17 protein-coding genes are annotated in these 22,470 nt (G+C 70.1%); 13 read left to right on the top strand and 4 right to left on the bottom strand.

What is annotated here, in order from left to right; translation table 11 throughout:
* The first annotated feature begins 64 nt into the window (after window positions 1–64).
* The 11 genes from gshB (at window position 65) to K8625_RS26040 (ending at window position 14,073) form a co-directional block, all read left to right on the top strand.
* Window positions 65–1,030: a glutathione synthase gene (gshB, locus tag K8625_RS26090; protein WP_223749491.1), complete on the top strand. Its 966-nt coding sequence runs from the start codon at window positions 65–67 to the stop codon at window positions 1,028–1,030.
* 482 nt (window positions 1,031–1,512) lie between these two features.
* On the top strand, window positions 1,513–3,381 hold the full coding sequence (locus K8625_RS26085) for a PHB depolymerase family esterase (RefSeq protein WP_223784215.1): 1,869 nt from the start codon (window positions 1,513–1,515) through the stop codon (window positions 3,379–3,381).
* Between the two features lie 61 nt (window positions 3,382–3,442).
* Window positions 3,443–4,219 (top strand): tRNA1(Val) (adenine(37)-N6)-methyltransferase, encoded by a 777-nt coding sequence (locus K8625_RS26080; protein WP_223749493.1) that lies wholly within the window; start codon window positions 3,443–3,445, stop codon window positions 4,217–4,219.
* A 109-nt stretch (window positions 4,220–4,328) separates the two neighbouring features.
* Window positions 4,329–5,654, top strand: coding sequence for an AHH domain-containing protein (locus K8625_RS26075; protein WP_223784214.1), 1,326 nt, complete (start codon window positions 4,329–4,331; stop codon window positions 5,652–5,654).
* 17 nt (window positions 5,655–5,671) lie between these two features.
* Window positions 5,672–6,244: an imm11 family protein gene (locus K8625_RS26070; RefSeq protein WP_223784213.1), complete on the top strand. Its 573-nt coding sequence runs from the start codon at window positions 5,672–5,674 to the stop codon at window positions 6,242–6,244.
* Window positions 6,245–6,375: 131 nt separating this feature from the next.
* Window positions 6,376–6,882 (top strand): DoxX family protein, encoded by a 507-nt coding sequence (locus K8625_RS26065; RefSeq protein ID WP_223749496.1) that lies wholly within the window; start codon window positions 6,376–6,378, stop codon window positions 6,880–6,882.
* Window positions 6,883–6,985: 103 nt separating this feature from the next.
* Window positions 6,986–8,863 (top strand): CapA family protein, encoded by a 1,878-nt coding sequence (locus K8625_RS26060; RefSeq protein WP_223784212.1) that lies wholly within the window; start codon window positions 6,986–6,988, stop codon window positions 8,861–8,863.
* A 538-nt stretch (window positions 8,864–9,401) separates the two neighbouring features.
* Window positions 9,402–10,637 (top strand): MFS transporter, encoded by a 1,236-nt coding sequence (locus K8625_RS26055; protein WP_141325262.1) that lies wholly within the window; start codon window positions 9,402–9,404, stop codon window positions 10,635–10,637.
* A 153-nt stretch (window positions 10,638–10,790) separates the two neighbouring features.
* Window positions 10,791–11,795: an alpha/beta fold hydrolase gene (locus tag K8625_RS26050; protein ID WP_223784211.1), complete on the top strand. Its 1,005-nt coding sequence runs from the start codon at window positions 10,791–10,793 to the stop codon at window positions 11,793–11,795.
* A gap of 122 nt (window positions 11,796–11,917) precedes the next feature.
* Window positions 11,918–13,636 (top strand): alkaline phosphatase D family protein, encoded by a 1,719-nt coding sequence (locus K8625_RS26045; protein WP_223784210.1) that lies wholly within the window; start codon window positions 11,918–11,920, stop codon window positions 13,634–13,636.
* A gap of 140 nt (window positions 13,637–13,776) precedes the next feature.
* The gene (locus tag K8625_RS26040) at window positions 13,777–14,073 is read left to right on the top strand and encodes a hypothetical protein (RefSeq protein ID WP_046710224.1); all 297 of its coding nucleotides are present in this window, start codon (window positions 13,777–13,779) and stop codon (window positions 14,071–14,073) included.
* Window positions 14,074–14,367: 294 nt separating this feature from the next.
* Here the strand turns inward: K8625_RS26040 and K8625_RS26035 are convergent, their stop codons facing one another.
* Window positions 14,368–15,882 (bottom strand): insulinase family protein, encoded by a 1,515-nt coding sequence (locus tag K8625_RS26035; RefSeq protein ID WP_223784209.1) that lies wholly within the window; start codon window positions 15,880–15,882, stop codon window positions 14,368–14,370.
* Window positions 15,882–17,288 carry a pitrilysin family protein gene (locus K8625_RS26030; protein WP_223784208.1) on the bottom strand — a complete coding sequence of 469 codons (1,407 nt, stop codon included), beginning with the start codon at window positions 17,286–17,288 and terminating at the stop codon, window positions 15,882–15,884. The genes K8625_RS26035 and K8625_RS26030 overlap by 1 nt, the downstream gene beginning before the upstream one ends.
* Window positions 17,289–17,486: 198 nt before the next feature.
* Here K8625_RS26030 and K8625_RS26025 point away from each other — a divergent pair, with 198 nt between their 5' ends.
* Both K8625_RS26025 and K8625_RS26020 read left to right on the top strand, forming a co-directional pair.
* Window positions 17,487–18,287: a B-box zinc finger protein gene (locus tag K8625_RS26025; RefSeq protein ID WP_223784207.1), complete on the top strand. Its 801-nt coding sequence runs from the start codon at window positions 17,487–17,489 to the stop codon at window positions 18,285–18,287.
* Between the two features lie 114 nt (window positions 18,288–18,401).
* Window positions 18,402–18,881: a DUF2267 domain-containing protein gene (locus K8625_RS26020; protein ID WP_223784206.1), complete on the top strand. Its 480-nt coding sequence runs from the start codon at window positions 18,402–18,404 to the stop codon at window positions 18,879–18,881.
* A gap of 11 nt (window positions 18,882–18,892) precedes the next feature.
* Here the strand turns inward: K8625_RS26020 and K8625_RS44555 are convergent, their stop codons facing one another.
* Window positions 18,893–20,623 carry a HEAT repeat domain-containing protein gene (locus tag K8625_RS44555; protein ID WP_223749504.1) on the bottom strand — a complete coding sequence of 577 codons (1,731 nt, stop codon included), beginning with the start codon at window positions 20,621–20,623 and terminating at the stop codon, window positions 18,893–18,895.
* Window positions 20,624–20,701: 78 nt separating this feature from the next.
* Entirely contained in the window at window positions 20,702–22,054 is a 1,353-nt protein-coding gene (dnaA, locus tag K8625_RS26010) for a chromosomal replication initiator protein DnaA (protein ID WP_141325253.1), read from the bottom strand.
* Window positions 22,055–22,470 lie beyond the last annotated feature (416 nt).

Below are 22,470 nucleotides of genomic sequence, written 5' to 3'. Positions count from 1 at the left end.
AATCCGCTGCGATGACGAGGGGGCCTGTTATCTTCGCGCCCCCTCATCCTTCCTTTCGAGACCCATGGCCCCGCTCACCCTTGGCTTCCTGATGGACCCCCTCGAGACGGTGAGGGTGGACCACGACTCCACCTTCGCGCTGATGCTGGAGGCGCAGAAGCGGGGCCACCGGGTGGTCTACTTCGAGCAAGGGTGGCTGCGCTTCAACGGTCGGGTGGCGGAGGCGCGCATGCGCCACGTCACGGTGCGCCGGGAGCTGGGACGGCACTTCGACGTGCTGGACGAGGCGCCGCGCGAGCTGTCGACGGTGGACGTGTTGTTCCTGCGCAAGGACCCGCCGGTGGACGCGGAGTTCCTGCACGCCACGCAGCTGGTGGAGCTGTGTGGGGACCGCCCGCCCGTCTACATCAACGACCCGGCGGGCATCCGCGACGCGAACGAGAAGCTCTTCAGTCTGCGCTACCCGGACCTGATGCCGGACACGCGAATCACGAGGGAGCTGCCGGTGCTCCTGGACTTCATCGCGAGGAACGCGCAGGGCACCATCCTCAAGCCGGTGGATGGCTTCGGCGGCAAGGGCATCCTCTTCCTCGCGCCGGGGGACCGCAACGCGCGCTCCGCCGTGGAGCTGCTCACCAGCGGAGGCCGCGAGGCCGTCGTCGCGCAGGCGTACATCCCGGAGAGCCGACAGGGCGACAAGCGCATCATCCTGGTGGACGGTGAGCCCGTGGGCGGCGTGCTGCGCGTGCCGTCCGGGGACGACCACCGCGGGAACATGGCCGCCGGGGGGACGCCCCACAAGGCGGTGCTGTCGGCGCGCGATTTGGAGATCTGCGAGCGGCTCAAGCCGGAGCTGCGCAAGCGCGGGCTCCTGCTCGTGGGCATCGACGTGCTCGGCGACTACCTCACCGAGGTGAACGTGACGAGCCCCACGGGCCTGGTGGAGGCGAACCACCTGGATGACGTGTGCATCGAGGCCCGCGTCCTCGACGTGGCCGAGCGGCTCGCGGCACGGCGTCCGAAGGCCTGAGGTCCGGGCGCGGTGTGCTGGGCCGGGGCTCGTGGTGGATGCCCCGGCCCTGTCCGCGCCATCGTTCGGGAGGGCGGGGCGCGTGCCTCCGTGGGACGTGCGGAGAGCCTCATGCCGGGCGCGGGTTACGGGTGTGACGGGATGACAGCAGCCCACCGGGGCGGACTCCTGCGACCCCGCCCTGTCCATCGCGGATGGCCCCGGCCCTGAATCGATGTTGGCGAGGTCGTCTTCTTTGCGGGTGACCGCTGACGTCGGGAGAACAATCCGTCGACGGGCCTGTCCGGACCGGTTCTCCGAGTGAAGGTGAGCTGAAGGACGGTTCAGGTTCCAGGGCGCCCGACGCGGTGCGCTGAAATGAACCCTGGTTCAGGTTTCAGGGACCGGGCGACGCGGCGCGCCTTGAATCAGGGTTGTGCGGGGGAGTCACGTTGCCGCTCGCGGCCGTCATCCCCCTTCCCCTCGACGGCCCGGGAGGCACCATGTCGTCGTGGCGTTCTCGACTCTCCTCGACGTGCTTCACCTTCACCGTGGCGCTCGGCCTGGGCGCGCTCGGCTGTGGCGGAACCGAGGTCGGCCTCTCGGGTGACTCGGTGCTCGAAAGTTCCGAGCAGGCCCTCACCCAGGTGACGGGCTTCGGTAGCAACCCGGGCAACCTGCTGATGTTCCGGCACGTGCCCTCGGACATGCCGGCCAACGCGCCGCTGGTGGTGGTGCTCCACGGCTGTACGCAGAACGCGACGGGCATGGAGCTGGGCGGCTGGACGGCGGCGGCCAACGTCTACAAGTTCTACGCGGTGTATCCGCAGCAGCAGGGCAGCAACAGCGGCACCAGCTGCTTCAACTGGTACGAAATCGGAGACACCACGCGCGACGCGGGCGAGGCGCTGTCCATCAAGCAGATGGTGGATGCGATGAAGGCCACCTACTCCATCGACGCGTCGCGGGTGTACGTGACGGGCTTCTCCGCGGGCGGCTACATGGCGTCCTCGCTGCTCGCCGTCTACCCGGATGTCTTCCGCGCCGGCGCCATCAACGCGGGTGGACCCCACCGCTGCTCCACGTCGGTGAACGCGGCCTTCACGTGCATGAGCGGCCTGGACAAGACGCCCGCGGCCTGGGGGGACCTGGCGCGCGGTGGCTACCCGAGCTACGCGGGCCCGCGTCCTCCGGTGTCCATCTGGTACGGCACCAGTGACTTCACGGTGCGGCCGATGAACGGCACCGAGGCGATGGAGCAGTGGACGAACGTGCACGGCATCGACCAGACGCCGGACACGACGGAGACGGTGGGCGGCTTTCCCCACAAGGTCTATCGCGACGGCGCGGGTCGGGCCCTGGTGGAGACGTGGGAGCTCACCGGCATGGGACACGCGGTGGCGTTCGACGCGCAGTTCAACTTCCCGGGCAGCACCACGGCCTGTGGCTCGGTGGGCGCGTACGTGACGGATGTGAACCTGTGCTCCGTGTACCACCAGGCGAAGTTCTTCGGCCTCACGGGGGGCGGCGGCGAGCCGGGCGGTGACACCACGCCTCCCACGGTGAAGGTGACGTCTCCGGCGACTGGGGCCACGGTGAGCGGCACGGTGACGGTGACGGTGAGCGCCACGGACGCGGTGGGCGTGGCCCGCGTGGAGCTGCTGGTGGATGGTGCTCCGGTGGCGACGGACACGGTGGCGCCGTACGAGCTCGCGTGGGACAGCCGGACGGTGGCGAACGGCGCGCACACGCTGGGGGCCCGGGCCTATGACGCCGCGGGGAATGCGGCGACGGACAACGACACGAGCGTCACGGTGGACAACGCCGGCGTGCCTCCCACGCCTGTCACCGTGAGCTTCACGAGCATCGCGGCGGAGGACGGCTACCTGAAGGCGAACGCGGATGGCGGCGGCGCGGTGCTCGGGACGCTGACGAACCTGGCGCTCGGGCGTGGGACGGATGGGAAGTACAACCGCTCCTTCCTCTCGTTCGACACGTCGGCGCTGCCGGACGGGGCCACGGTGACGCGGGCGTTCCTCACGGTGAGCTACTCGTCGGGCTCGGGGGACCCCTGGTCCACGCCGGCGGGGAACACGTTGGTCATCGACGTGAAGTCCGGCACGTTCAACGCAGCGTCCACGGAAGGCGCGGACTGGGCGGCGGCGACGGACGCGAGCGCGGTGGCGAGCATCGAGCGTTTCACCAGTGGAGCGCGGGCCTCGGCGGACTTCAGCGGGGCGGGCCTGGGGGCCATCAACGTGGCGGGCAGGACGCAGCTGCGGCTGCGCTTCAGCCAGGAGCAGACGGCGACGCAGTACCTGTTCGTGCGGGACTCGGCGAACGCGGTGCTGACCGTCGTGTACACACCGTGACGTGAGGCGGTCCCCGGGGTGGACGCCTGTTCGACGAGGATGCGAGCATGGCGTCCCCCCCGTGACTGACTCCGCCTCACAGCCCGGCCCGGACGAGACGCTCGACTCCATCGGCACCTCGGGCGTGCGCGTCTTCCAGCGACGGGATGGGTATCGGTTCACGCTGGACGCGGTGCTGCTCGCGGCCTTCGCGGCCACGGAGTCCCCGCAGGGCTCGGGGCGGATATTGGAGCTGGGTGCGGGCAGCGGCGTGGTGTCGCTGCTGCTCGTGAAGCAGTTCGGGCTGGGGCCCGTGGATGCGCTGGAGGTGCAGCCCGCGGTGCATGCGCGGCTGACGCGGGCCGTGGCGCTCAATGACTGTGAGTCCCGGGTGCGGCCTGTGCTCGGGGATTTGCGGCGCATCCGTGAGCAGGTGACGGGTGGAGGGTATGTGCAGGTCGTGTCGAACCCGCCGTTCCGGGTGGCGGATGCGGGGGTGCGCAGTCCGGATGACGAGCGCGCCATCTCCAAGTCGGAGGTGGCGTGTGATGCCCGGGACGTGGTCGCGGCGGCGCGGTATGCGTTGGCTCCTGGGGGACTGGTGAGCCTGGTGTATCCGGCGGCGCGAGCGGCGGAGGTGCTCGGGTTGCTGGCGCAGTCGAAGCTGCATCCGCGCGTGCTGCGCTTCGTGCACTCGAGGGTGGAGGCGCCGGCGACGCGTTTCCTGGTGCAGGCCGTGCGAGACAGGGACCGGGGCCTCACCGTGCGTCCGCCACTCGTGGTCCACGGAGAGGGACCCGGGGGTTACTCGGCGGAGGTGGCCGCGCTCATGGACCCGCCGCTCTCGGAGCAGGCGTAGCTCCACCTGGTGGCCGAGGCTGTGATTCCGAGACCGACGGTGCGATGGCACGTCGGACCGCCCTGCTATTGCGTCGCGAGTCTCACGACGTCATGTGCACGGGGGCTGGATGGGCGCGCATCGCTTCATCGTGTGGCTGTTGGCACTGACCCTGGTGGGTTGTTCGAGCACGCGGGTCGTCCGACTGGACTCAGGCGAGGGCGCGCCAGAGGTCCACGTGCCCTTCGAGGACAAGGACGCGGGGCCGGTGGAGTTGGACGACGATGAGTTCGAAGAGGCCCTGGTGGTGCTCGCTCGGGACGTGAGGCCCTTCGAGCATCCGTTGAGAGAGGCCCGCGAGCGCTTCGGCGTGCCGGAGCGAAGTGGCGTGTACGAGTACCAGCCGCAGAGCCTCAAGCTCATCCCGAGCGGGGACGGGGACGTCGGAGGACTCCGGTTGCTGGAGACGTACGCCGATGACGCGCTGACACGGGACTACGGGCGCTGGTGCGAGCGCAAGTCGCAGCCTGGAGACTGTCTGCGCCTGCTGGAAGAGGGACCGTTGCTGGGAAGTGACGGCCGGTATTCGTTGGCGCTGGCCATCGCGATGGACGCGGTGTGGGAGGAGACCGCGGAGGCGCTGGAGGATGCGACGGACCCCCAGGCGTTGCTGGCGACAGTGACGGCGTCCGTGAGCATGTACTTGCTCTTGTGGGCGCTGCCCGAGCCCGTATCCAAGGGTCTGGCGGCGCTGCTGACGGCGACAGCGATTGCGTACCTGGGCGTGGACACGGTGTGGCGGGTGCTGGATGGCTGGGTGGTGCTGGTGCGCGCGGCGGACCGGGCGCGGAGCTTCGAGGAACTCCGCGCGGCGGGAGAGGCGTACGGCGAGGTGCTCGGAGAGAACGCGGCGCGGGTCTTCGTGATGCTCGCGACGGCGGCGATTGGGAGCACAGCGGGGTTGGCGGCGAAGGCGTCAGGGCTGCCGGGCTCGGCGCAGGCGGCGGTCGCGGTGGAGGCACAGGCGGGCTATCGGTACATGGCGGTGGGCAGCGTGCGCTCGGTGGCGATGTCGGCCGAGGGCTTCACGGTGGCGCTGGCGCCTCATGCGGTCGCTATGACGAGCGCGCGCACCGAGAAGCACCACCTCGCGACGAACAAGAACAGCAAGTCCGCTGCTCGTGGAGGCCCATGGACCCCGAGGTTCAGGGACATCTTCAAGAAGGCGGGGATGGAGTTGAAGGACCCCGAGAACATCGTCGCGGTCCCGGGACACAAGGGGCCTCACCCGGAGGAGTACCACATGGCCGTCCACGAAAGACTCCGGGATGCGACGCGCAGGTGCCGCAACGTGGTGGCCTGTCGTGAGTCACTCACCTCTGCACTCAAGGAGCTGGCGAGCGAGGTCTCGACCCAGGGAACGAAACTCCACAGGCTCGTGACGGAGGGGAAGTGAGGTAGACAGCCTTCACCATGCCACGGGTGCGCTACTTCAGGCTGAACGAGGACGTCCGAGCTGGGTACTGGTACCTGGGAGATCCCCAGGACGCGCAGGGTCATGAGATCGAGGACCCTTATGTCTTCACGGCGGGACAGCCTGTCCGAGTCGAGGGTCGTCTCTCGATGCCAATCAACGAGCCAGGCAAGGCGTTGGATTTCTGCATCGCGGGCACAGGTGCGGTGCCCGTCGTCCATATCAAGATGGCTTCGCTCTTCGCGGAGTTGGCTCCGGACGACGTGCAACTCATCCCAGTCGACATCCAGGGGAAGCCGGACCAGTACCTCATCCTGGTTGTCACGAAGCGCTTTCGCTGTATCGACGACGAAGCGTCCGAAGAGGTGCGTTACTGGCTGCCCGAACATGGCCAGCCAGACCGTGTGGGTGACTACAAATCCGTGATGGGGCTTCGCATCGACCCCTCCAAGGTGGGCGATGCCAAGATCTTCCGCACGGAAGGTTGGGACATCGCCCTCATCGTCTCCGAGGACATCAAGGAGGCCCTGGAGCGGCTGAAGCCCACGGGCGCGAAGTTCACTCCCGTGTGACGGAGCGGTCGAAGGCCCGGTCGTCCACCGAGGGAGGTGCGCCGGCGCACGGGTGCCGGGGGCATGGAGCGTTCCCAACGTACTCAGGTTTCCCGGACGGGCCCGTGGCCCCCGAGCAAGGAGAACAGGGAATGAACTCCGTGACGCTGACCGAGCAACCGGACCTCCTCAAGGCGGCGGCCTTGCTGCCTCCTCGACTGTCATTGGGCTCGACCATGGTGGTGCATGGCATCGCCAAGCTGCGCAAGGAGGGCACCGAGCAGCACGCGGGCTTCTTCGAACAGCTCGGCCTCAAGCCAGCCAGGCCCCTGGTGCTGGCCACGGGCGTGACCGAAGTCCTCGCGGGCGTGGGCGCCATCCTGGGCATCGCGACCCGACCCGCGGCGGTGGCCGTGCTCGTCACCCAGGCGTTCGCCATCGCGAAGGTCCATGGCTCCAAGGGCTTCGACAACACCAAGGGCGGCTTCGAGTTCAACCTCGCCCTGTGCGCCATCGCCCTCGGGTTGCTCCTGCGGGGCCCGGGTCGCTTGTCGGTGCACAGCGCCGTGGAGTCGAAGGTGAAGCGAAAGGAGCTCCGGCGATTCAAGCTGCTGCCACGTCAGCGCCGGGGCTCCAGGCTCCTGGACCTGCTGGGTTAGGCGTGGGCGGGTGGGTCGGCGGGGCTGCCCGCCTGCCCGCTGAAGTCACAGGCACACGGGGGCTGTCCCTGGAGGGCCCCAAGGCTCGTAAGATGCCCGAGCCATGCTCCCGTCCGCTTTCGTCCTGCTCGCGCTCGCCACCTCATCGGGCCCCTCCTCGGAGCTCGTGCCCGACGCCGCCCACAAGTTCTCCACAACGCCCATGGGCCGGAGCGCCGAGCTGTTGTCCTCGGCCGGCTCACGGTCCGTGCGCAGCGCGTGGGAGGTGGAGGCGCTCGCCAACGCCGCTCAGCGCGCCGGTGAGGAGTCAGCGCGCGCGGTGGTGAGGGGCATGGCCGTGGGCGCCAGGATGGCGAGCCCGGGACCGAGCGCGTCCTCCGCCGTGATGAGCGTGGGAGCGCATGCGGTGCGCTCCGGACTGAGCGCGTCGAGCGTGGCCGACGTGATGAGCGCGGGAGCACGCTCGGTCATGGTCTCGACGACCTCGCGAGCTCCGGTGGCCCTGGCTTCCTCGACCCCCTCGTCGACCGATTCCACGGTGCAGCCCGCTGCGGCGGGAGGTCTCTCGGACATCGGGAACGCGGCCGCGCGAGCCGGTGCCGGTGCGCTCCAGGCCGCGGTCCTGGCCTTGAGCTCGGGTGACTCGTTCGCCCCGAACCCCGAGGCCGCCGAGCTGCACTACGCCCGTGGCCTCGAGGCCCTCCAGCAGAAGAACACCCCCGTCGCCATCCAGGAGCTGTCCTCGTGCGTGAAGGCCCTGCCCACGCGCGTGGACTGCCGCTGGGAGCTGGGCTGGGCCTACTCGGTGGAAGGCCGCTGGGCGGACTCGCTCACGCAGTGGACCGAGGTCCAGAAGCTCGCGCCCGAGCACCCGGACCTCGAGACCGCGCTGGCCCAGGCCCGAGGGCAGGCCGCGCTCCAGGCGAAGCTCAACCAGTCACCCGCCGCCAGCAACCGCCCTCCCCCGCCGCTCGATGCCAAGGTCCGCATCCGCGCCGTGGGCGACATGATGCTCGGCACCACCGTCCCCGAGGGAAACCTGCCACCGGATGGCGCCAGCAGCGTGATTGCCGGTGTGCGCTCGCTGATGGAGGACGCGGACGTCACCTTCGCGAACGTCGAGGGCCCGCTGTGCGACAACGGCTCGACGAAGAAGTGCCGCTCGTCCAGGAACTGCTACGCGTTCCGTTCGCCCACGGCCTACGGCCAGGTGTTCAAGGACGCGGGCGTGGACCTCGCGTCCACGGCGAACAACCACTCGGGTGACTTCGGCGAGCTGTGCCGTCGCGAGACGGAGGCCACGCTCGATGCGCTCGGCATCGCGTGGAGCGGGCCGCCGGGCTCGGTGGCGACGGTGGAGCGCAACGGGCTGCGCATCGGCATGGTGGCGTTCCACACGTCGCCCTCGTGCAACCACCTCAACAACACGGAGACCGCCACGGCGCTGGTGCGCGCGGCGGCCGTCGAGCACGACATCGTCATCGTCTCCTTCCACGGTGGCGCGGAGGGTGGCAAGGCGCTGCATGTCCCGCAGGGCCGTGAGATGTTCTTCGGCGAGGACCGAGGTGACTTGAGGCTCTTCACGCACGCGATGGTGGACGCGGGTGCGCACGTGGTCATCGGCCACGGTCCCCACGTCGTGCGCGGCATGGAGTTCTACAAGGGCCGCCTCATCGCGTACTCGCTGGGGAACTTCGCGACCTATGGGCGGTTCAACCTGAAGGGTCCGCAGGGGCTCGGCATGGTGCTCGAGGTGGAACTGGACCGCGAGGGTGCCTTCACCGGCGGCCGCGTGCTGGCCACGAAGCAGGTGGACAAGGGCATCGCGGTCCCCGACGAGAAGGGCGCCGTCATCAAGCTGCTGAGGGATTTGTCCGCCGAGGACTTCCCCGGCTCGGCGGCGCGCATCTCCGAGGACGGCACCATCCTCCCGAGCGGGAAGGGTCCCGTCTCCGCGCGCTCCGCTCCCGTGCGTCGCTGAGCGCGTTCCAGGTCGTGTCGCGAGGCCGAGCCCTTCGGAGGCTCGGCGCCGTCCTCCGCCGCGACGAGTCGCGCGTTGCTCCGCGTGCCGACCGCGGGTGGTGAAGGCCCGGCACCGTGTCACGACGAACGTCCCGCTTTGCTCGATGAATGGAGCGCATGGGCGGCACGTGACCTCGTCATCCTCGCAACGTGCAATCCGTGCGACTCGTTGCTCCTCATCGAAGCCACGGTGTCACTGCGCGCCCGTCTCCGCACGCGAGCCCCGCTGTCCCGACAGGCGCGCACTCTCGCGCACGCGGAAACTCACGGAGCTTCCTCGAAAAACACTGAGTGAGCCCGCGCACAGGCACTGTGCCGCCCGCGCCGCGCGCGAACTGTGTGTCACGAAGACGCGGCGAGCGTCGTCGGTGGTTTCGTCATCCACCCCACGCTGAAGCCTGGCTGCTGGCCCCTCTGCCACCCGCGTGATTGCGGCCCCAATGATGACGCGGCTCGCGAGAGCGCGTCGTCGGCGCGTGCGGTACAAGGAACTCGCCGTGCGCGCACTTCGACTGCCCCATCTCTCTTCGCTTCGCGCCTTCGAGCACCCCGGCTATCTCGCGGTCTGGCTGGGCGCCCTCATCTCCAACATCGGCACCTGGATGGAGACGGTGGCGATGGGCGTGTACGTCACGCAGGAGACGGGCCGCGCCGAGTGGACCGGCGGCATCGTCGCCCTCGCCTTCCTGCCCTCCGTCATCCTGTCGCCGCTCGGCGGCGCGCTCGCGGACCGCTTCGACCGCCGCGTCTACGTGGCGCTGGGCATCGCCGTGCAGCTGGTGCTGGCCGCGGTGCTCACCGTGCTCGCCTTCATCGGCGAGCTCACCGTGCCCATCGTCGGTGTCGTCACGCTGCTCAACGGCTGCGCGAGCACGCTGACGAACCCGGCCTTCTCCGCGATGCTCGCGGAGCTCGTCCCGCCCCGTGATTTGCACAGCGCCATGAGCCTCAACTCGGCGCAGTACAACCTGGGGCGCATCGTGGGCCCGCTGCTCGCGGCGCTGGTGCTCCAGATGGGCGGCGCGTCGTGGGCGCTGCTCATCAACACGCTGTCCTTCGTCGCGAGCCTCATCGCCCTGTCCCGCGTGACGCTGCCCTCGCGCGACACGCCGCGCACGAAGGAGAGCCTGTGGGCCGGCATCACCCGAGGCGTCTCCGTCGCCCGCGCGGACGAGGACATCTCCCGCGTGCTCTGGGGCACGCTGTTCGTGGCCGCGCTCGTGGCGCCGTTCATCGGCCTGGTGCCCGTCTTCGCCATCAACGTCTTCGGCCAGGGCGCCGCCGCGACGTCGCTGCTCGTCGCCTGCCAGGGCGCGGGCGCGGTGGTGGCCGCCGTCGTCGTGGGCACCCTCGCGGATGCGCTGGGCCACCGCAAGCTCCTGGGCTTCGCCGCCATGTCCATCGGCGTGGTGTCCGCGGTGTACTGGATGTCGCCCACGCTCACCGTGGCCGCGGCCGTCATCTTCCTGCTCGGCGCCAACTACCTCACGCTGATGAGCGGCCTGCACGCCTTCGCCACCTCGCGAGTGCCCCGCGACATGCAGGCGCGCGTCAGCAGCCTCTACAGCATGGTGCTCGGCGGAGGGTACGCCGCGGGCGTCTGGGCCCTGGGCGCGCTCGCGGACCGCGTGGGGGTGCGCTTCGTCACCGTCACCGCCAGCGTCATCTTCCTGGCCCTGGTGCTGACGCTGCGCCTGCTCAGCCCGCGCAGCTTCGACGACTCGCGCGCCTGAGCCCCCGCACCCCGGGTGCCCGCCCGCTCCACGATGAGGCCGGTGCCCGGGGTCCACCTCCGGACATGAATATCGGTTCAGGTGCCGAAGGGCCTGCGTCCCGGCGACCCGCGCGCTACACACGGACGCTGACGACCCCCTCCCGAGGAGCGCATGCCCATCCGTCCGTCCGTCCTGGCCCTGTTCGCCCTGCTCTGGGTGGCCCCTCCCGCCCTCGCCCAGTCCAAGGCCCCCGTCGAGCCGCTCGGCACCGCGCTGGAAGGTCTGCCCTCCGCGTTCCCCGTGCAGTACCTGTCCACCCAGGTCGAGGGCCAGGACGTGCGCCTCGCCTACCTGGACGTGAAGCCCACCGCGCGCGCCAATGGCCGCACCGTGGTGCTCCTGCACGGCAAGAACTTCTTCGGCGCCTACTGGGAGCCCACCCTCCGCGCGCTCACCGCCGCGGGCTTCCGCGTCGTCGCCCCGGACCAGCTCGGCTTCGGCCGCTCGTCCAAGCCCGACGTCCACTACAGCTTCCACACGCTCGCGTCGCTCACGAAGCAGGTGCTCGACTCGCTCGGCATCAAGCAGGCCGTCATCCTCGGCCACTCCATGGGCGGCATGCTCGCCACCCGCTTCGCCCTCATGTACCCGCAGGCCACCGAGCGCCTCATCCTCGAGAACCCCATCGGCCTCGAGGACTACCGCGAGAAGGCCCCCTGGCAGCCCACCGAGGCCTATTACAAGGAGCAACTCGCGGTGACGGAGGAGTCCACCCGCAAGTACCACCACACGTACTACGTGAAGTGGAAGCCCGAGTACGACGTCTGGGTCCAGGTCCTCTACCGCCAGACGCTCGGCGGTGACTACCCGCGCCTGGCCCAGGTCGCCGCCCGGACGTCGCAGATGATCTACGAGCAGCCCGTCGTCCACGAGTTCCCGTGGGTCAAGCCGCGCGCCCTCGTCGTCATCGGCCAGGAGGACCGCACCTTCATCGGCCGAGGCAAGGTGCCCGCCGACGTCGCCGCGACGATGGGCCAGTACCCCCAGCTCGGGAAGAAGACCGCCCAGGCCATCCCCCAGGCCACCCTCGTGGAGCTGCCCGGCGTGGGCCACATCCCCCACCTCGAGGCCCCCGAGAAGTTCCACGCCGCCGTGCTCGACTTCCTCGCGAAGTAGCCCCTGTGGGCAACTTGGGGACGCGGGACACACTCCCGGCATGAGCGCACCCTCCTCGGGTTCACGGGTTAAAGTCCGTGAATCCGGGGCTCACGGCCCTGACGCATCTCGAGGGGGCGTGGATGAAGAAGCTGCTCGGGCCGATGCTGTACACGACCACCCAGCCGTCGCAGGACCGGTGGTCGTTCTTCGTGAACCTGTACCTGTCGGCGGACGCGGTAGACGCGGCGAGGCTCCCCAAGCTGCGCCTGCGCGCCTCGGACGGCACGGTGCTGCCGGACACCGTCGTGGCCCCTCCCCGGCGGGTGGCGGACTTCTCCGCGCTGGAGGGCCGGGCGGCGGGCCTGCTGTGGCGCTGGGAGGTGACGCTCGCGCGTGAGGACAAGGCCCGGCGGGTGACGTACCGCTTCGAGCCGGTGGACGCGGGCGAAGTGCTGGAGGAGGTGGACTTCTCCGCGCCGCACCAGCCGCCCCGGCCGTGGAACCAGGACTCGCTGGGGACGGTGGTGGTGCCCGCGAGGGGCGCGCTGCCCAAGGCGGCCTTCTTCTCCTGCAACGGCGCGAGCGACGCGAAGACGTGGAGCTCGGTGATGCGGATGAAGAGGCCCTTCGGCTGCTGGATGGACATGCTCGCCCAGCACGAGGAGCCCACGGAGGGCGGCTTCGAGCTGCTGCTGGGTGGCGGCGACCAGGTGTACGCGGACTCGCTGCTGGACCATGAGCCGCTCTTGGAGTTCCGCAAGCGCGAGCTGGAGCAGAAGCTCAACCGCGACTTCGGTCCGCCCAAGGGCTTCCACGAGCAGATGCTCGCGCGCTACGTGGAGCTGTACTGCGAGCGGTGGGGAGGCTCGGCGGGCATCGCCCCCATGCTGGCGCGGGTGCCGGGCCTCTTCACGTGGGATGACCACGACATCTTCGACGGCTGGGGCTCGCACGAGTCCCTGCAGGCCTGCGAGTGGTTCGAGTCCATCTACAGCGCCGCCGCGCTCGCGTTCGAGGCGTTCCAGCTGGGCGCGCTGCGAGGCTCCGAGAAGCCGACGCGTCGCAGGCCCTGCGAGGGGCACTATCTGCAGTCCGTGCGCTTCGCGGGCGCCGAGTGCGACGTGGACGTGCTCGCGTTGGACCTGCGCAGCGGGCGCACGTACCGGCGGCAGACGAACGGGAAGATGGCGCACGAGGTGATGAGCCCGGAGCAGTGGAACACGCTGGATGCGTGGCGCCAGGAGCACGCGAGGCGGGGCGCGAACAAGCCCCGGCACGTGCTGGTGCTGTCGTCGGTGCCGCTGGTGCACCTGCGCTTCGGGCCCTCGGTGGAGACGATGGGCGGGGACACCGAGATGCACGACGACATGCTGGACCAGTGGGAGTCGGTGGCGCACCGGGGCGAGCGCATCCGGTTGATGGTGGACCTGCTCCAGCTGGCGAAGGCGTCGTGCTGCGCGGTGACGGTGGTGTCCGGGGACGTGCACGTGGGGGCGCGAGGGCTCATCCGCTCGCGCAACCCGGAGCACGTGCCGGCGGGGCTCGCGGAGGCGGCCATCGAGCAGGTGACGTCGTCGGGCATCGTCCACCCGCCGCCGAGCATGCTCCAGTTCATGGGCATGCGGATGCTGGCCGAGGAGTCCGTGGATGATTTGCCCTCGTACATGCAGACGGAGATGCTGCCGGTGGGCAAGAGCCGCTACCTGCGCGAGCGCAACTGGCTGTCGTTGAGGGTGGAGCCCGCGCGCTCGAAGACGTCGCGGCCCAAGCTGTGGCTGCGCTGGGAGGCCGAGCACACCGCGCTGTCCATGCAGGTGGTGGTGGAGCCTCCGCCGCTCGCGCCGATGACGGGGGCGTGAGCCGGCCCGTCCACCGGGCATGCGGCCGGGCCCCGCTGTTGTCGCCCGGAGCTTGGTGTGCGCCCGCGTCGCTCCGACATTGAGCCCATGGGGAGTGGGCGCGGGGATGCACCTCGCGCCCTTCGCGCGAGGAGCGCCACATGGGCACCGACAACAAGAAGAACGACCCCTCGAAGGGTGGCAAGGCCTCGGGACATCGGCCCACCTTCGCGAAGGACCGCGTGGAGCGCGGTCTGGAGGCGGATGACACCCGGCCGCTCTACGCGGCGGACTCCATCCACAGCACCCAGGAGGCGAAGTTCGCGCTCGACAGTGACGCGCCCGTGGGCGGCGACGTGCCCGACATCCGCAGCCCCATCGACGAGGCGGATGAGCTGGAGCGCGAGCGGCGCGGTCGTGAGCGCTCGCTGGAGCGACAAATCGAGGAGGGCGACTGACGCGGCGTCAGCGCCTCTTCACCCGAGGTTCGCGGAGGCGTCGCGCGGCGCTGACGAGACAGGCTCGACCGTGAAGCGCGCCATGCGGGACGGTCGCTCACGCGAGCGAGGCTGCATCGCGTGGGACGTGCTCCGCCCGGAGGACACGCGGGGTGGAGCGAAGCGGCTCTCGAGGACTACGTCCCCGCGAGCTTCACGCCGTGCGGGACGACCGCTCATGCGAGCGAGGCCGCGTCGCGTGAGCCGTGCTCCGCCCGCAAGACACACCGGGCGGAGCGAAGCGACTCTGGGAGACTACGGCCCCGCGCGCGTCACGCCGGGCTGGGTGTCCGGCTCCACGGGCACGAGCTTGCCCAGGTTGAGCGGCGACACCTGCTCCTGGATGAGGAGCGGGTCACCCACGAGCACGATTTGCAGCGTGGCCGGGTCCAGGTACTTCTCGGCCGCGCGCTGCACGTCCGCGGCGGTGGCGGTGCGCAGCCCCTCCACGGTGCGGTTGAACTCGTCCATGGGCCGGCGCTTGCGGAACAGCTGCGACGCGCTGGAGCCCAGGCCCTCGACCGACTCGAAGGCGCCGGGGAAGGCGCGGATGAGGCCCTCGCGCGCGGCCTCCAGCTCCTTCTCGGTGATGGGCCGCGACTTCAGCCCCGTCACCTCACCCATCGCCTCCTTCACCGCGGGCCCCGTCACGTCCGAGCGCACCGACGCATACGACGTGAGAGGCCCCACGCCCAGCCGCGGATCCAGGCTGGCACCCGCGCCGTAGCTGTAGCCCTTGTCCTCGCGCAGGTTCATGTTGAGCCGGCTGCCGAAGAAGCCACCGAACACGGTGGTGGCCAGCTCCAGCGAGAACTCGTCCGGGTTGCCCGCGGCGATGGCCGGCCGACCCATGATGACCACCGTCTGGTCCAGGCCCGGCTTGGGCACCACGTGCACCTGCTCGCGGTTCACGAGCTTCGGCGTGGGCGGCGCGGCCGGCAGCGTGGCCTGCGACTTCCAGGTGCCGAAGTGCTTCTTGGCGTAGGCCACCGCCTCGTCCAGCGTGACGTCGCCCGTCATCACCAGCGCCGCGGCGGCCGGGCCGACGTGCTTCTTGTAGAAGCCCTGCACGTCCTCCAGCGACAGCGCCTGCACGGTGTCCGGCATGCCCGCCGCGGAGTGCCCGTACGGGTGCGCGCTGCCGAAGGCGGACGACAGGAAGACAATCTGCCCCAGCGCGGTGGGCTGTCCCAGCCGGCGCACCAGGTCCGCCAGCTGCTGCTTCTTCCTGCGCTCGAAGGCCTTGGGCGCGAAGGTGGGCCGCAGCGTCACGTCCGACAAGAGCCCCAGCGCCGCGTCCACGTTGCGCGTCAGCACGCGCACGCCCACCTGGGCGCCGTCCGCGGCGACATCCTGGAAGGGGGACACGCCCAAATCACCAAAGGCGTTGTCCAGCGCCACGGTGTCGCGGGTGCCCGCGCCCTCCAGCAGCATGCGGTACGTCAGGTCCGCCAGGCCCTGCTTGCCCGCGGGGTCCTGCGCGCTGCCCGCCGCGAAGGTGATGCCCGCGAACACCAGCGGCAGCTCGCGCCGGGTGCTCACCAGCACGGTGAGCCCGTTGTCGAGCGTGGCCTTCTGGAAGCTGGGCAGCACCAGCTCCGGCGGCTTGCCCGGCTCGGGCTTCGTCGCGCGGAAGGACTCGGCGTCCGCCGGTGCCGCGGGCTGCGTGGCCTGGGGAGGGGTGGCCGGGTTCTCGCTTGCGGCGGGCTTCTGCTGGCTGGCGCAGCCGGCGAGGGAGACGGTGACGAGGGTGGTGATGAGGCGGCGCATCAGCGGCGCTCCTTCGGTTCGACGGGTGCCTGCTTCCGGGCGGGCGGCACGGCGTGGAGGATGACGCGTGAATCAGGGCTCAGGGTCTCTTGGGCGAACTGCTTCACCGCCTCCGGCGTCACCGTCTCGTAGCGCGACAAATCCTGCGCCACGTAGCTGGGCTCGCCGACGAAGTGGTTGTAGCTCTGGAGCACGTCCGCCTTGCCGCCGAAGCCGCCGATGGACTGCAGCCCCGCGAGCGTGCGCGTGTCGAAGCGGGTGCGCGCGCGCTGAATCTCCTCGGCGGAGATGCCGTTCTTGCGCACGTCCTCCAGCACCGCGTCCACTTCCTTCTGGAGCGTGTCCGTGGACACGCCGGGCCGGGCCACCACGTTGAGCGTGAAGACCGACTGCGCGCCCTGGCTCTGCTGCGTCACGTCCACGCTCTGCGCCAGCTGCTTGTCCAGCACGAGGCGGCGGTACAGCCGGCTGGCCTTGCCCGTGCCCAGGGCCGTGGCGAGCACGTCCGCGGTGGCGTCGCCCTGCTCGAAGTACGCGGGCGTCAGCCACTGCATGGAGAGCAGCGGCAGCTGCGCGATGCGCTCCTCGTGGCGGATGACCACGGGCTTGGTGAGCTTCACCGGCGCGACGGTGGGCCGCGTGGGCTTGGGGTGGCTGGGCAGCGAGCCGAAGTACTTCTCGATGAGGGCCTTCGTCTTCGCCACGTCGAAGTCACCCACGACGGCGAGCGTGGCGTTGGAGGGCGCGTACCACTTGCGGAAGAAGTCCTTCACGTCGTCCAGCGTGGCGGCGTCCAGGTCCTTCATCGAGCCGATGACGTCCCCGTGGTACGGGTGCGGCAGCGGGAACAGCGCGTGCCACGCGGCCTCGCGGGCCAGACCGTACGGCGCGGCCTCGGTGCCCTGGCGGCGCTCGTTCTTCACGACCTCCTTCTGGGTGGCCAGCTTCTCGGGCGTCATCGCATCGAGCAGGAAGCCCATGCGGTCGCTCTCCAGCCAGAGGGCGGTCTCCAGGTGGTGGGTGGGCACCGTCTCGAAGTAGTTGGTGCGGTCGAAGCTGGTGGTGCCGTTGAGGTCGGTGGCGCCCAGCTGCTCCAGCATGGAGATGTGCACGTCGTCGGCCACGTTGCGCGAGCCCTGGAACATCATGTGCTCGAACAGGTGGGCGAAGCCGGTGCGGCCGGGCTGCTCGTGGTAGGCGCCCACGTGGTACCAGACGTTGACGGAGACGACGGGCAGCTTGCGGTCCACGGACAGGATGACCTCCAGTCCGTTGGGCAGGGTGTATTTCTCGTAGGGGATGGCGAGCGCTTCGCGCCCGGGCTCCAACGGCTTCGCCTCTTGAGGGGATTGGGCGAGCGCCGGGAGCCCGAACAGGACGAGGGCTGCGGCGACGAGGGCCTTCATTCGGGACAAGGTTCCTCCGGGGGCTTTTCGTGCCAGGAAATCACCTCTCGCGCTTAGCACGCGTGCCTCGGGGCGTGGGCAAGGAATGACCGGGGGAATGGGGGGAGGGCCGCAACTGTTGAGGGCCGCGCTCGGGCGGGGCGAGGTGCGGCGTGACTCGTGGCCGCGCTGTCCGGCCCGTCGTGTCACACTGGGGCCATGGTCTCCTCCGTCGGTGTCGTGCCCCGCTGCGCGGTCCATCCCGAGGAGGAAGCGGGGGCGACCTGTCAGCGCTGTGGCGCGTTCACCTGTGACACGTGCGCGACGTGGGTGATGGGCGTGCTGTATTGCGCCACCTGCGCGGCCCGGCCGGAGGTGAACTACCTGGAGGTCTTCCGCCAGGAGCGCTGGGGCCAGCGTGACGCGAATGCGTGGACGGTGGCGGGCGGCACGCTGCTGCTCGTCGGCCTGGCGGCGCTGGCCATGTACCTGGAGGAGTGGAGGCTGGTGCCGTTGCTGCTCGGCGCCGTGGGCGTGGGCGTGGCGTTCTTCCTGGGACAGTCGTGGGCGAGGCCGGGCCTGGTGCTCACGCCCGTCGTCGGAGGGCTCTGGGCCACGTCGCTGTATGGCCCGGGAGCGCTGGTGGCCGCGTTCCTGATGTTCATCTCCTCGCTGCAGATCTTCCTCGACACGCGCACCCGGCTCTTCTTCCGCGTGGAGGTGTCCGAGAAGGACCTGCGGCGGCTGTGGAACCTCCAGGTGAACAACCCGCTGGCGAGGCATGCCTTGTCCGCGGGGATTTCGTCGGTGTTCTTCCCGTTGATGGTGCCCATGGCGTTGGTGCTCGGCGTCCTCGGCCTGCGGGCGGTGGATGCCCAGGCGAGGCCGCCCATCGGGCGCAGGGGGCAGGCGCTGGCGGGCATCGCGCTGGGGCTGGGCGCGATTGCGCTGTGGGGGCTGGTGCTGTGGCGGCCGGTGTTGCAGGTCGTGTTCGACCGGTTGTTCGCCGACTGGCCCTGAGGGAGCGGGCGCGCCATGCGTCCGGGCCCTGGCATGTCGCCCCGGCGAAGGGCGGAGGTCCCGTGTCGTCCTCTCCGCCGGTGGTCACGGTGAGGAGGAAGGGAGGGCCACGACATGGCGAATGAAACCGAGGGGCAACAGCAGCAGGCGGACGGGCGTGCGAGCGAGGAGCTGCGCGCGAAGCGGCACGAGTCGAGGACGTCGCGCACGTATGCGTTCTTCCTCCGCGACCTGGAGGCGAGGGCGGGCGTCGACCGGGCGCTCGCGGAGCGGGCGGCGGAGTCGGTGCTCTGTACGCTGGAGCAACGACTGATGGGCGGGGAGGTGAAGCACCTGGAGGCGCAGCTTCCCCAGAAGGTCCGGGACATGCTGCAGCGGTGCCCGCGTCACGAGGGCCTGCCTCCTCGCAAGTTCAAGATGCTGGAGTTCGTGCAGATGGTCGCGGACGACCTGGACACCACGCCGAACGAGGCGGAGCGGCTGTGCCGTGCCGTGTTCGTCACGGTGCGCGAGCACATCTCCGAGGGCGAGGCCGATGACGTGATGGGCCAGCTCCCCGCGGACCTGCGAGCGCTGTGGATTCCGGACGTCTGAGGGGCCAAGGGCTACGGCTTCGCGAGCAGTGACGAGGCCAGTCGACGGAGGTCCTCGGAGTCATCGCGCGCGGCCACGTCGCGAAGCAGCTCGGGGGCCAGGGGCTCCACGGTGAGCACCTGGCCCAGCATCCGCACCAGCTCGGCGCGGACGCGGGGCTCGGGCTCCGTGCGCAGGCACTGCGCCACCGTGCGCAGATGCGGGCCCAAGACGCGCTGGGAAATCACGGCGGCGGCCTGCTCGCGGACAGCGGCGTCCTTGTCCGTCAGGAGGACCTCGTCCAGCAGGGACTCCACGCTCGCGCCCTTCATGGCGCCAAGGGCCCGAGCCGCCGCGGCGCGCACCTCGGGCGAGGTGTTCGCGAGCGACTTGCGAGCGTAGCCTTCTCCTCGGGACGAGCCTGTCTGGGCCAGCACGTGCAGACACTCCCGTGCGTCCAGTCGACTGGCTTCACAGCGACGAAGCAATCCATCGAGGAGCTCGGCGGCGCGGGCAGGCTCGGTGCGCTCGAGGCCTCGCGCCACGGCGCCGAACGCCTGTCCCACCGCGTCCTTCAACGCGGGCTCCGTCGTCATCCCCACGGCCTGGGCGAGTGCCCGAGCGAGCTCGCGGGAAGGCCGCTCCACCCTTCCCGCCGTCGCGGTCACGTCCCGCGCCAACGCGTGGGTCAGCTCCGGTGAGAGGGGCTCCCGCTTCGCCAGGGCGCGTGCCAGCATCTGAATCAACTTCGACGAGGGTGGCTCCACGCCTCCACCATCTGGTGGAACAGGCCGGGAGGTCTCCGGCGCGGAGAGCACCTCGGCGCTCCACCGCGCGGCATGGAAGTCCTTCAGCGTGCTCGCCGCGCGCTGCTCCGAGCCCAGGCGTGTCATCGCCACCCGCGTCTCCAGGCGCACCAGCGGCAGCCCCGTCGCGCCACCTCCGGACTCCACCACGTCCGAGCCCGTCACCTCGCGCACGAGCCCGTCCGCGTCGAGCGTGAAGTCCCAGTGCCCTCGTGGCCTCGGAACGACGAGCCCCGGCCCACGAGGTCCCGAGGGCGCCCACACGGGCACCGTCGTGCGCAGGTAGCGCCGCTTCGTCTTCACGTACGTGTGGGCGCTGCCTCCCGCGCGGTACTCCGCCTCGAAGTCGCCCGTGGTGTCCTCCTCCTCCGCGGTCCACGCGCGCCCCTCCTCCGCCACGAACTGGGTCGCCGCCACCAGCCGCCGCATGAAGCCTCGGGCCCGCGCACCCACCGACGGGTCGAAGTGCACGGCCACCACCCGTCCGCGCGCGTCCTGCGTCACGTACACGGGTCGCTCGAAGCTGGCGCGGAAGTCGCGCAGCGCTCCCTCCACGAGCGGCTCCGCGTCCACCACCCACGTGGGCTTCACCCGCGCCACGAAGAAGTGCTGCCCACCCTCCGTGCCCGCGTAGGCCACGGCGACCTCTCCGCTCCAACCGGAGTGGCGCCAGGTGCGCCCCGCCTCCGCGCCGGGGAGCTGCTCCGCCGTCCGCGTGTCCAGGTCGAAGCGGTAGCGGTGCGTCAGCCCCGCCTTCAGCAACCGCCGCGCCCCCTTCACCCCGAACGGGATGACGGGCGGCGTCAGCACGGGCGGCGGTGGAAAGCGCGGTGCGGGCGGGACGGGCGCGAGCGAGGGCCGCGCACGGGGCGCGTCCCTGGCGGACTCGAGACTCCACAGCCCCACCACCGCCAGCACGGCGAGCAGGGTCAGCAGGCCTTTGAGTCGAGGGGTCACGGCACCTGGGATACGGGCGCGCGGCCCGTTCCTGGTCGTACCGTGTGTGGGACGCGGTGGCCGACGGTGGGTGGGCGCTCAGTGCCCGCCGAGCCGCAGCTCCAGCTCCGCCAGCTCGCGCTTCACGGTGGGGTCCGACTCACGCAGGCCCTCCACCTTGCGCACCGCGGAGATGACCGTCGAGTGGTCCTTGCTGAAGCGCGACGCGATTTCAGGGAAGGAGCTCTTGGTCAGCTTGCGGCTCAGGTACATGGCCACCTGCCGCGCGTGCGCCAGGGCCTTGTGACGGCGGTCCTCCTTCAGCGACTCCACGGTGACCTTGTAGAAGCGGGCCACCTCGCGCTGGATGGCCTCCACGTCCACCACGTGCTGGGCGGGGAGGATGTCGCGGAGGACCTCGGCGGCGAACTCCTCCGTCACCGGCTGGCGCGTCAGGCTGTGCACTGCGGACAGCTTCACCAGCGCGCCCTCGAGCTCGCGCACGTTCTTCTGGATGTGCTTGGCGATGAAGTGCGCCACGGAGTCCGGCAGGTCCAGGTTCTCCGCCACCGCCTTCTTCTGGAGGATGGCCACGCGCGTCTCGTACGTGGGCTCGCGGATGTCCGTCATCAGGCCCATGGTGAAGCGGCTGCGCAGCCGCTCCTCCAGGCCCGGAATCTCCGCGGGCACCGTGTCACTCGTGAGGACGATGGCCTTGCCCAGCTCGTAGAGCGTGTTGAAGGTGTAGAAGAACTCCTTCTGCGTCTCCTCGCGCTTGCCCAGGAACTGGATGTCGTCGATGAGCAGCACGTCGCACTCCTCCCGGAACTTGCGCCGGAAGTCGGTCATGCGGTGCTCTCGCACGCTCTCCACGTACTCGTTGGTGAACTGCTCGCTGGAGAGGAACACCACGCGCTGCGAGGGGTCCTTCTCCCAGATGTGGTTGCCCACCGCCTGGAGCAGGTGCGTCTTCCCCAGGCCCGTGCCGCCGTAGATGTAGAGCGGGTTGTAGTGGTGACCCGGCTTGTCCGACACCGCCTGCGCCGCGGCCGCCGGCAGCTGGTTGCTGTCCGCCACCACGAAGGTGCTGAACGTAAAGCGGCCGTTGAGGCGCGAGGGCCGGCCCACATTGACCTTCACGGTGGGTGTGGGCGGGAACTGGGGGTCGGGGACGAGTCCCTCGACGACTTCATAGGTCACGGAGGACAGGCCGTCGCCCATCCGGGCCAGGTGTCCCTCGAGCAATCCGCGGTAGTGGTCGTCCACCCAGTCGCGGAAGAAGCGGTCGGGGACACCCAGCACGAGGGCGTTGTCTCGGACCTCCAGCGCGCGCACCCGGTCCAACCACTGGAGCGCGTACTGACGGCCCTCCTGACGGATGGCCTCCAGCAACTTGTTCCAGAGAATTCCAGCACTTGGAAGGGGGGCGGAGGCCTGGGCGAGGGCGTTCAAGTGTGTCTCAACCGTGCAAAGCGGGCGGGACTGCGAGCGTCCGGCGGTGCTAACAGAGGGGTCCAGGTGGATCAAGCTATCGACCCAAAGTGGCGCCGCTGAAGGATCTTTTCCGGACCTCACGAATCGGCAACGGACGTGCCGGGTCAGGGTCGTTGTGGGGATCCGCTTCCCTCCCCCCAACCGCTGGGGCTCCGCCCGCGGGGGTTGACTGGGAGTACGGAACGCAAAAACGCCCGGAGCCCTGTCACGGCTCCTTCAAGTGGTGCGCGCGGATCCGCTCCCGGGTTGATCGAACGGAGGCATGCTCGGCCGCTCCAGATGGATCCACCCGGGCGGGCGGCCGCTCCCGGGAGGATTCGGAGGCCTGGAATCCGTTCCCTGGATCTGGAAAATGGGGGCGGTCCTGGTGGTCC

This window comes from Myxococcus sp. AS-1-15, from assembly GCF_020037055.1.
GTDB lineage: Bacteria > Myxococcota > Myxococcia > Myxococcales > Myxococcaceae > Myxococcus > Myxococcus fulvus.
The sequence above is the reverse complement of the archived record's forward strand: the minus strand, read 5'-3'. Positions and strand labels throughout refer to the sequence as shown.

What these genes read in the sequence shown, in the direction of transcription:
- K8625_RS26060 (WP_223784212.1), top strand. Translation starts at nt 6,986, where the DNA reads ATGCTCCCGTCCGCTTTCGTCCTGCTCGCGCTCGCCACCTCATCGGGC.
- K8625_RS26070 (WP_223784213.1), top strand. Translation starts at nt 5,672, where the DNA reads ATGCCACGGGTGCGCTACTTCAGGCTGAACGAGGACGTCCGAGCTGGG.
- K8625_RS26035 (WP_223784209.1), bottom strand. Translation starts at nt 15,882, where the DNA reads ATGCGCCGCCTCATCACCACCCTCGTCACCGTCTCCCTCGCCGGCTGC.
- K8625_RS26075 (WP_223784214.1), top strand. Translation starts at nt 4,329, where the DNA reads ATGGGCGCGCATCGCTTCATCGTGTGGCTGTTGGCACTGACCCTGGTG.
- K8625_RS26050 (WP_223784211.1), top strand. Translation starts at nt 10,791, where the DNA reads ATGCCCATCCGTCCGTCCGTCCTGGCCCTGTTCGCCCTGCTCTGGGTG.
- K8625_RS26085 (WP_223784215.1), top strand. Translation starts at nt 1,513, where the DNA reads ATGTCGTCGTGGCGTTCTCGACTCTCCTCGACGTGCTTCACCTTCACC.
- K8625_RS26020 (WP_223784206.1), top strand. Translation starts at nt 18,402, where the DNA reads ATGGCGAATGAAACCGAGGGGCAACAGCAGCAGGCGGACGGGCGTGCG.
- K8625_RS26025 (WP_223784207.1), top strand. Translation starts at nt 17,487, where the DNA reads ATGGTCTCCTCCGTCGGTGTCGTGCCCCGCTGCGCGGTCCATCCCGAG.
- K8625_RS26045 (WP_223784210.1), top strand. Translation starts at nt 11,918, where the DNA reads ATGAAGAAGCTGCTCGGGCCGATGCTGTACACGACCACCCAGCCGTCG.
- K8625_RS26040 (WP_046710224.1), top strand. Translation starts at nt 13,777, where the DNA reads ATGGGCACCGACAACAAGAAGAACGACCCCTCGAAGGGTGGCAAGGCC.
- K8625_RS26065 (WP_223749496.1), top strand. Translation starts at nt 6,376, where the DNA reads ATGAACTCCGTGACGCTGACCGAGCAACCGGACCTCCTCAAGGCGGCG.
- gshB (WP_223749491.1), top strand. Translation starts at nt 65, where the DNA reads ATGGCCCCGCTCACCCTTGGCTTCCTGATGGACCCCCTCGAGACGGTG.
- K8625_RS26030 (WP_223784208.1), bottom strand. Translation starts at nt 17,288, where the DNA reads ATGAAGGCCCTCGTCGCCGCAGCCCTCGTCCTGTTCGGGCTCCCGGCG.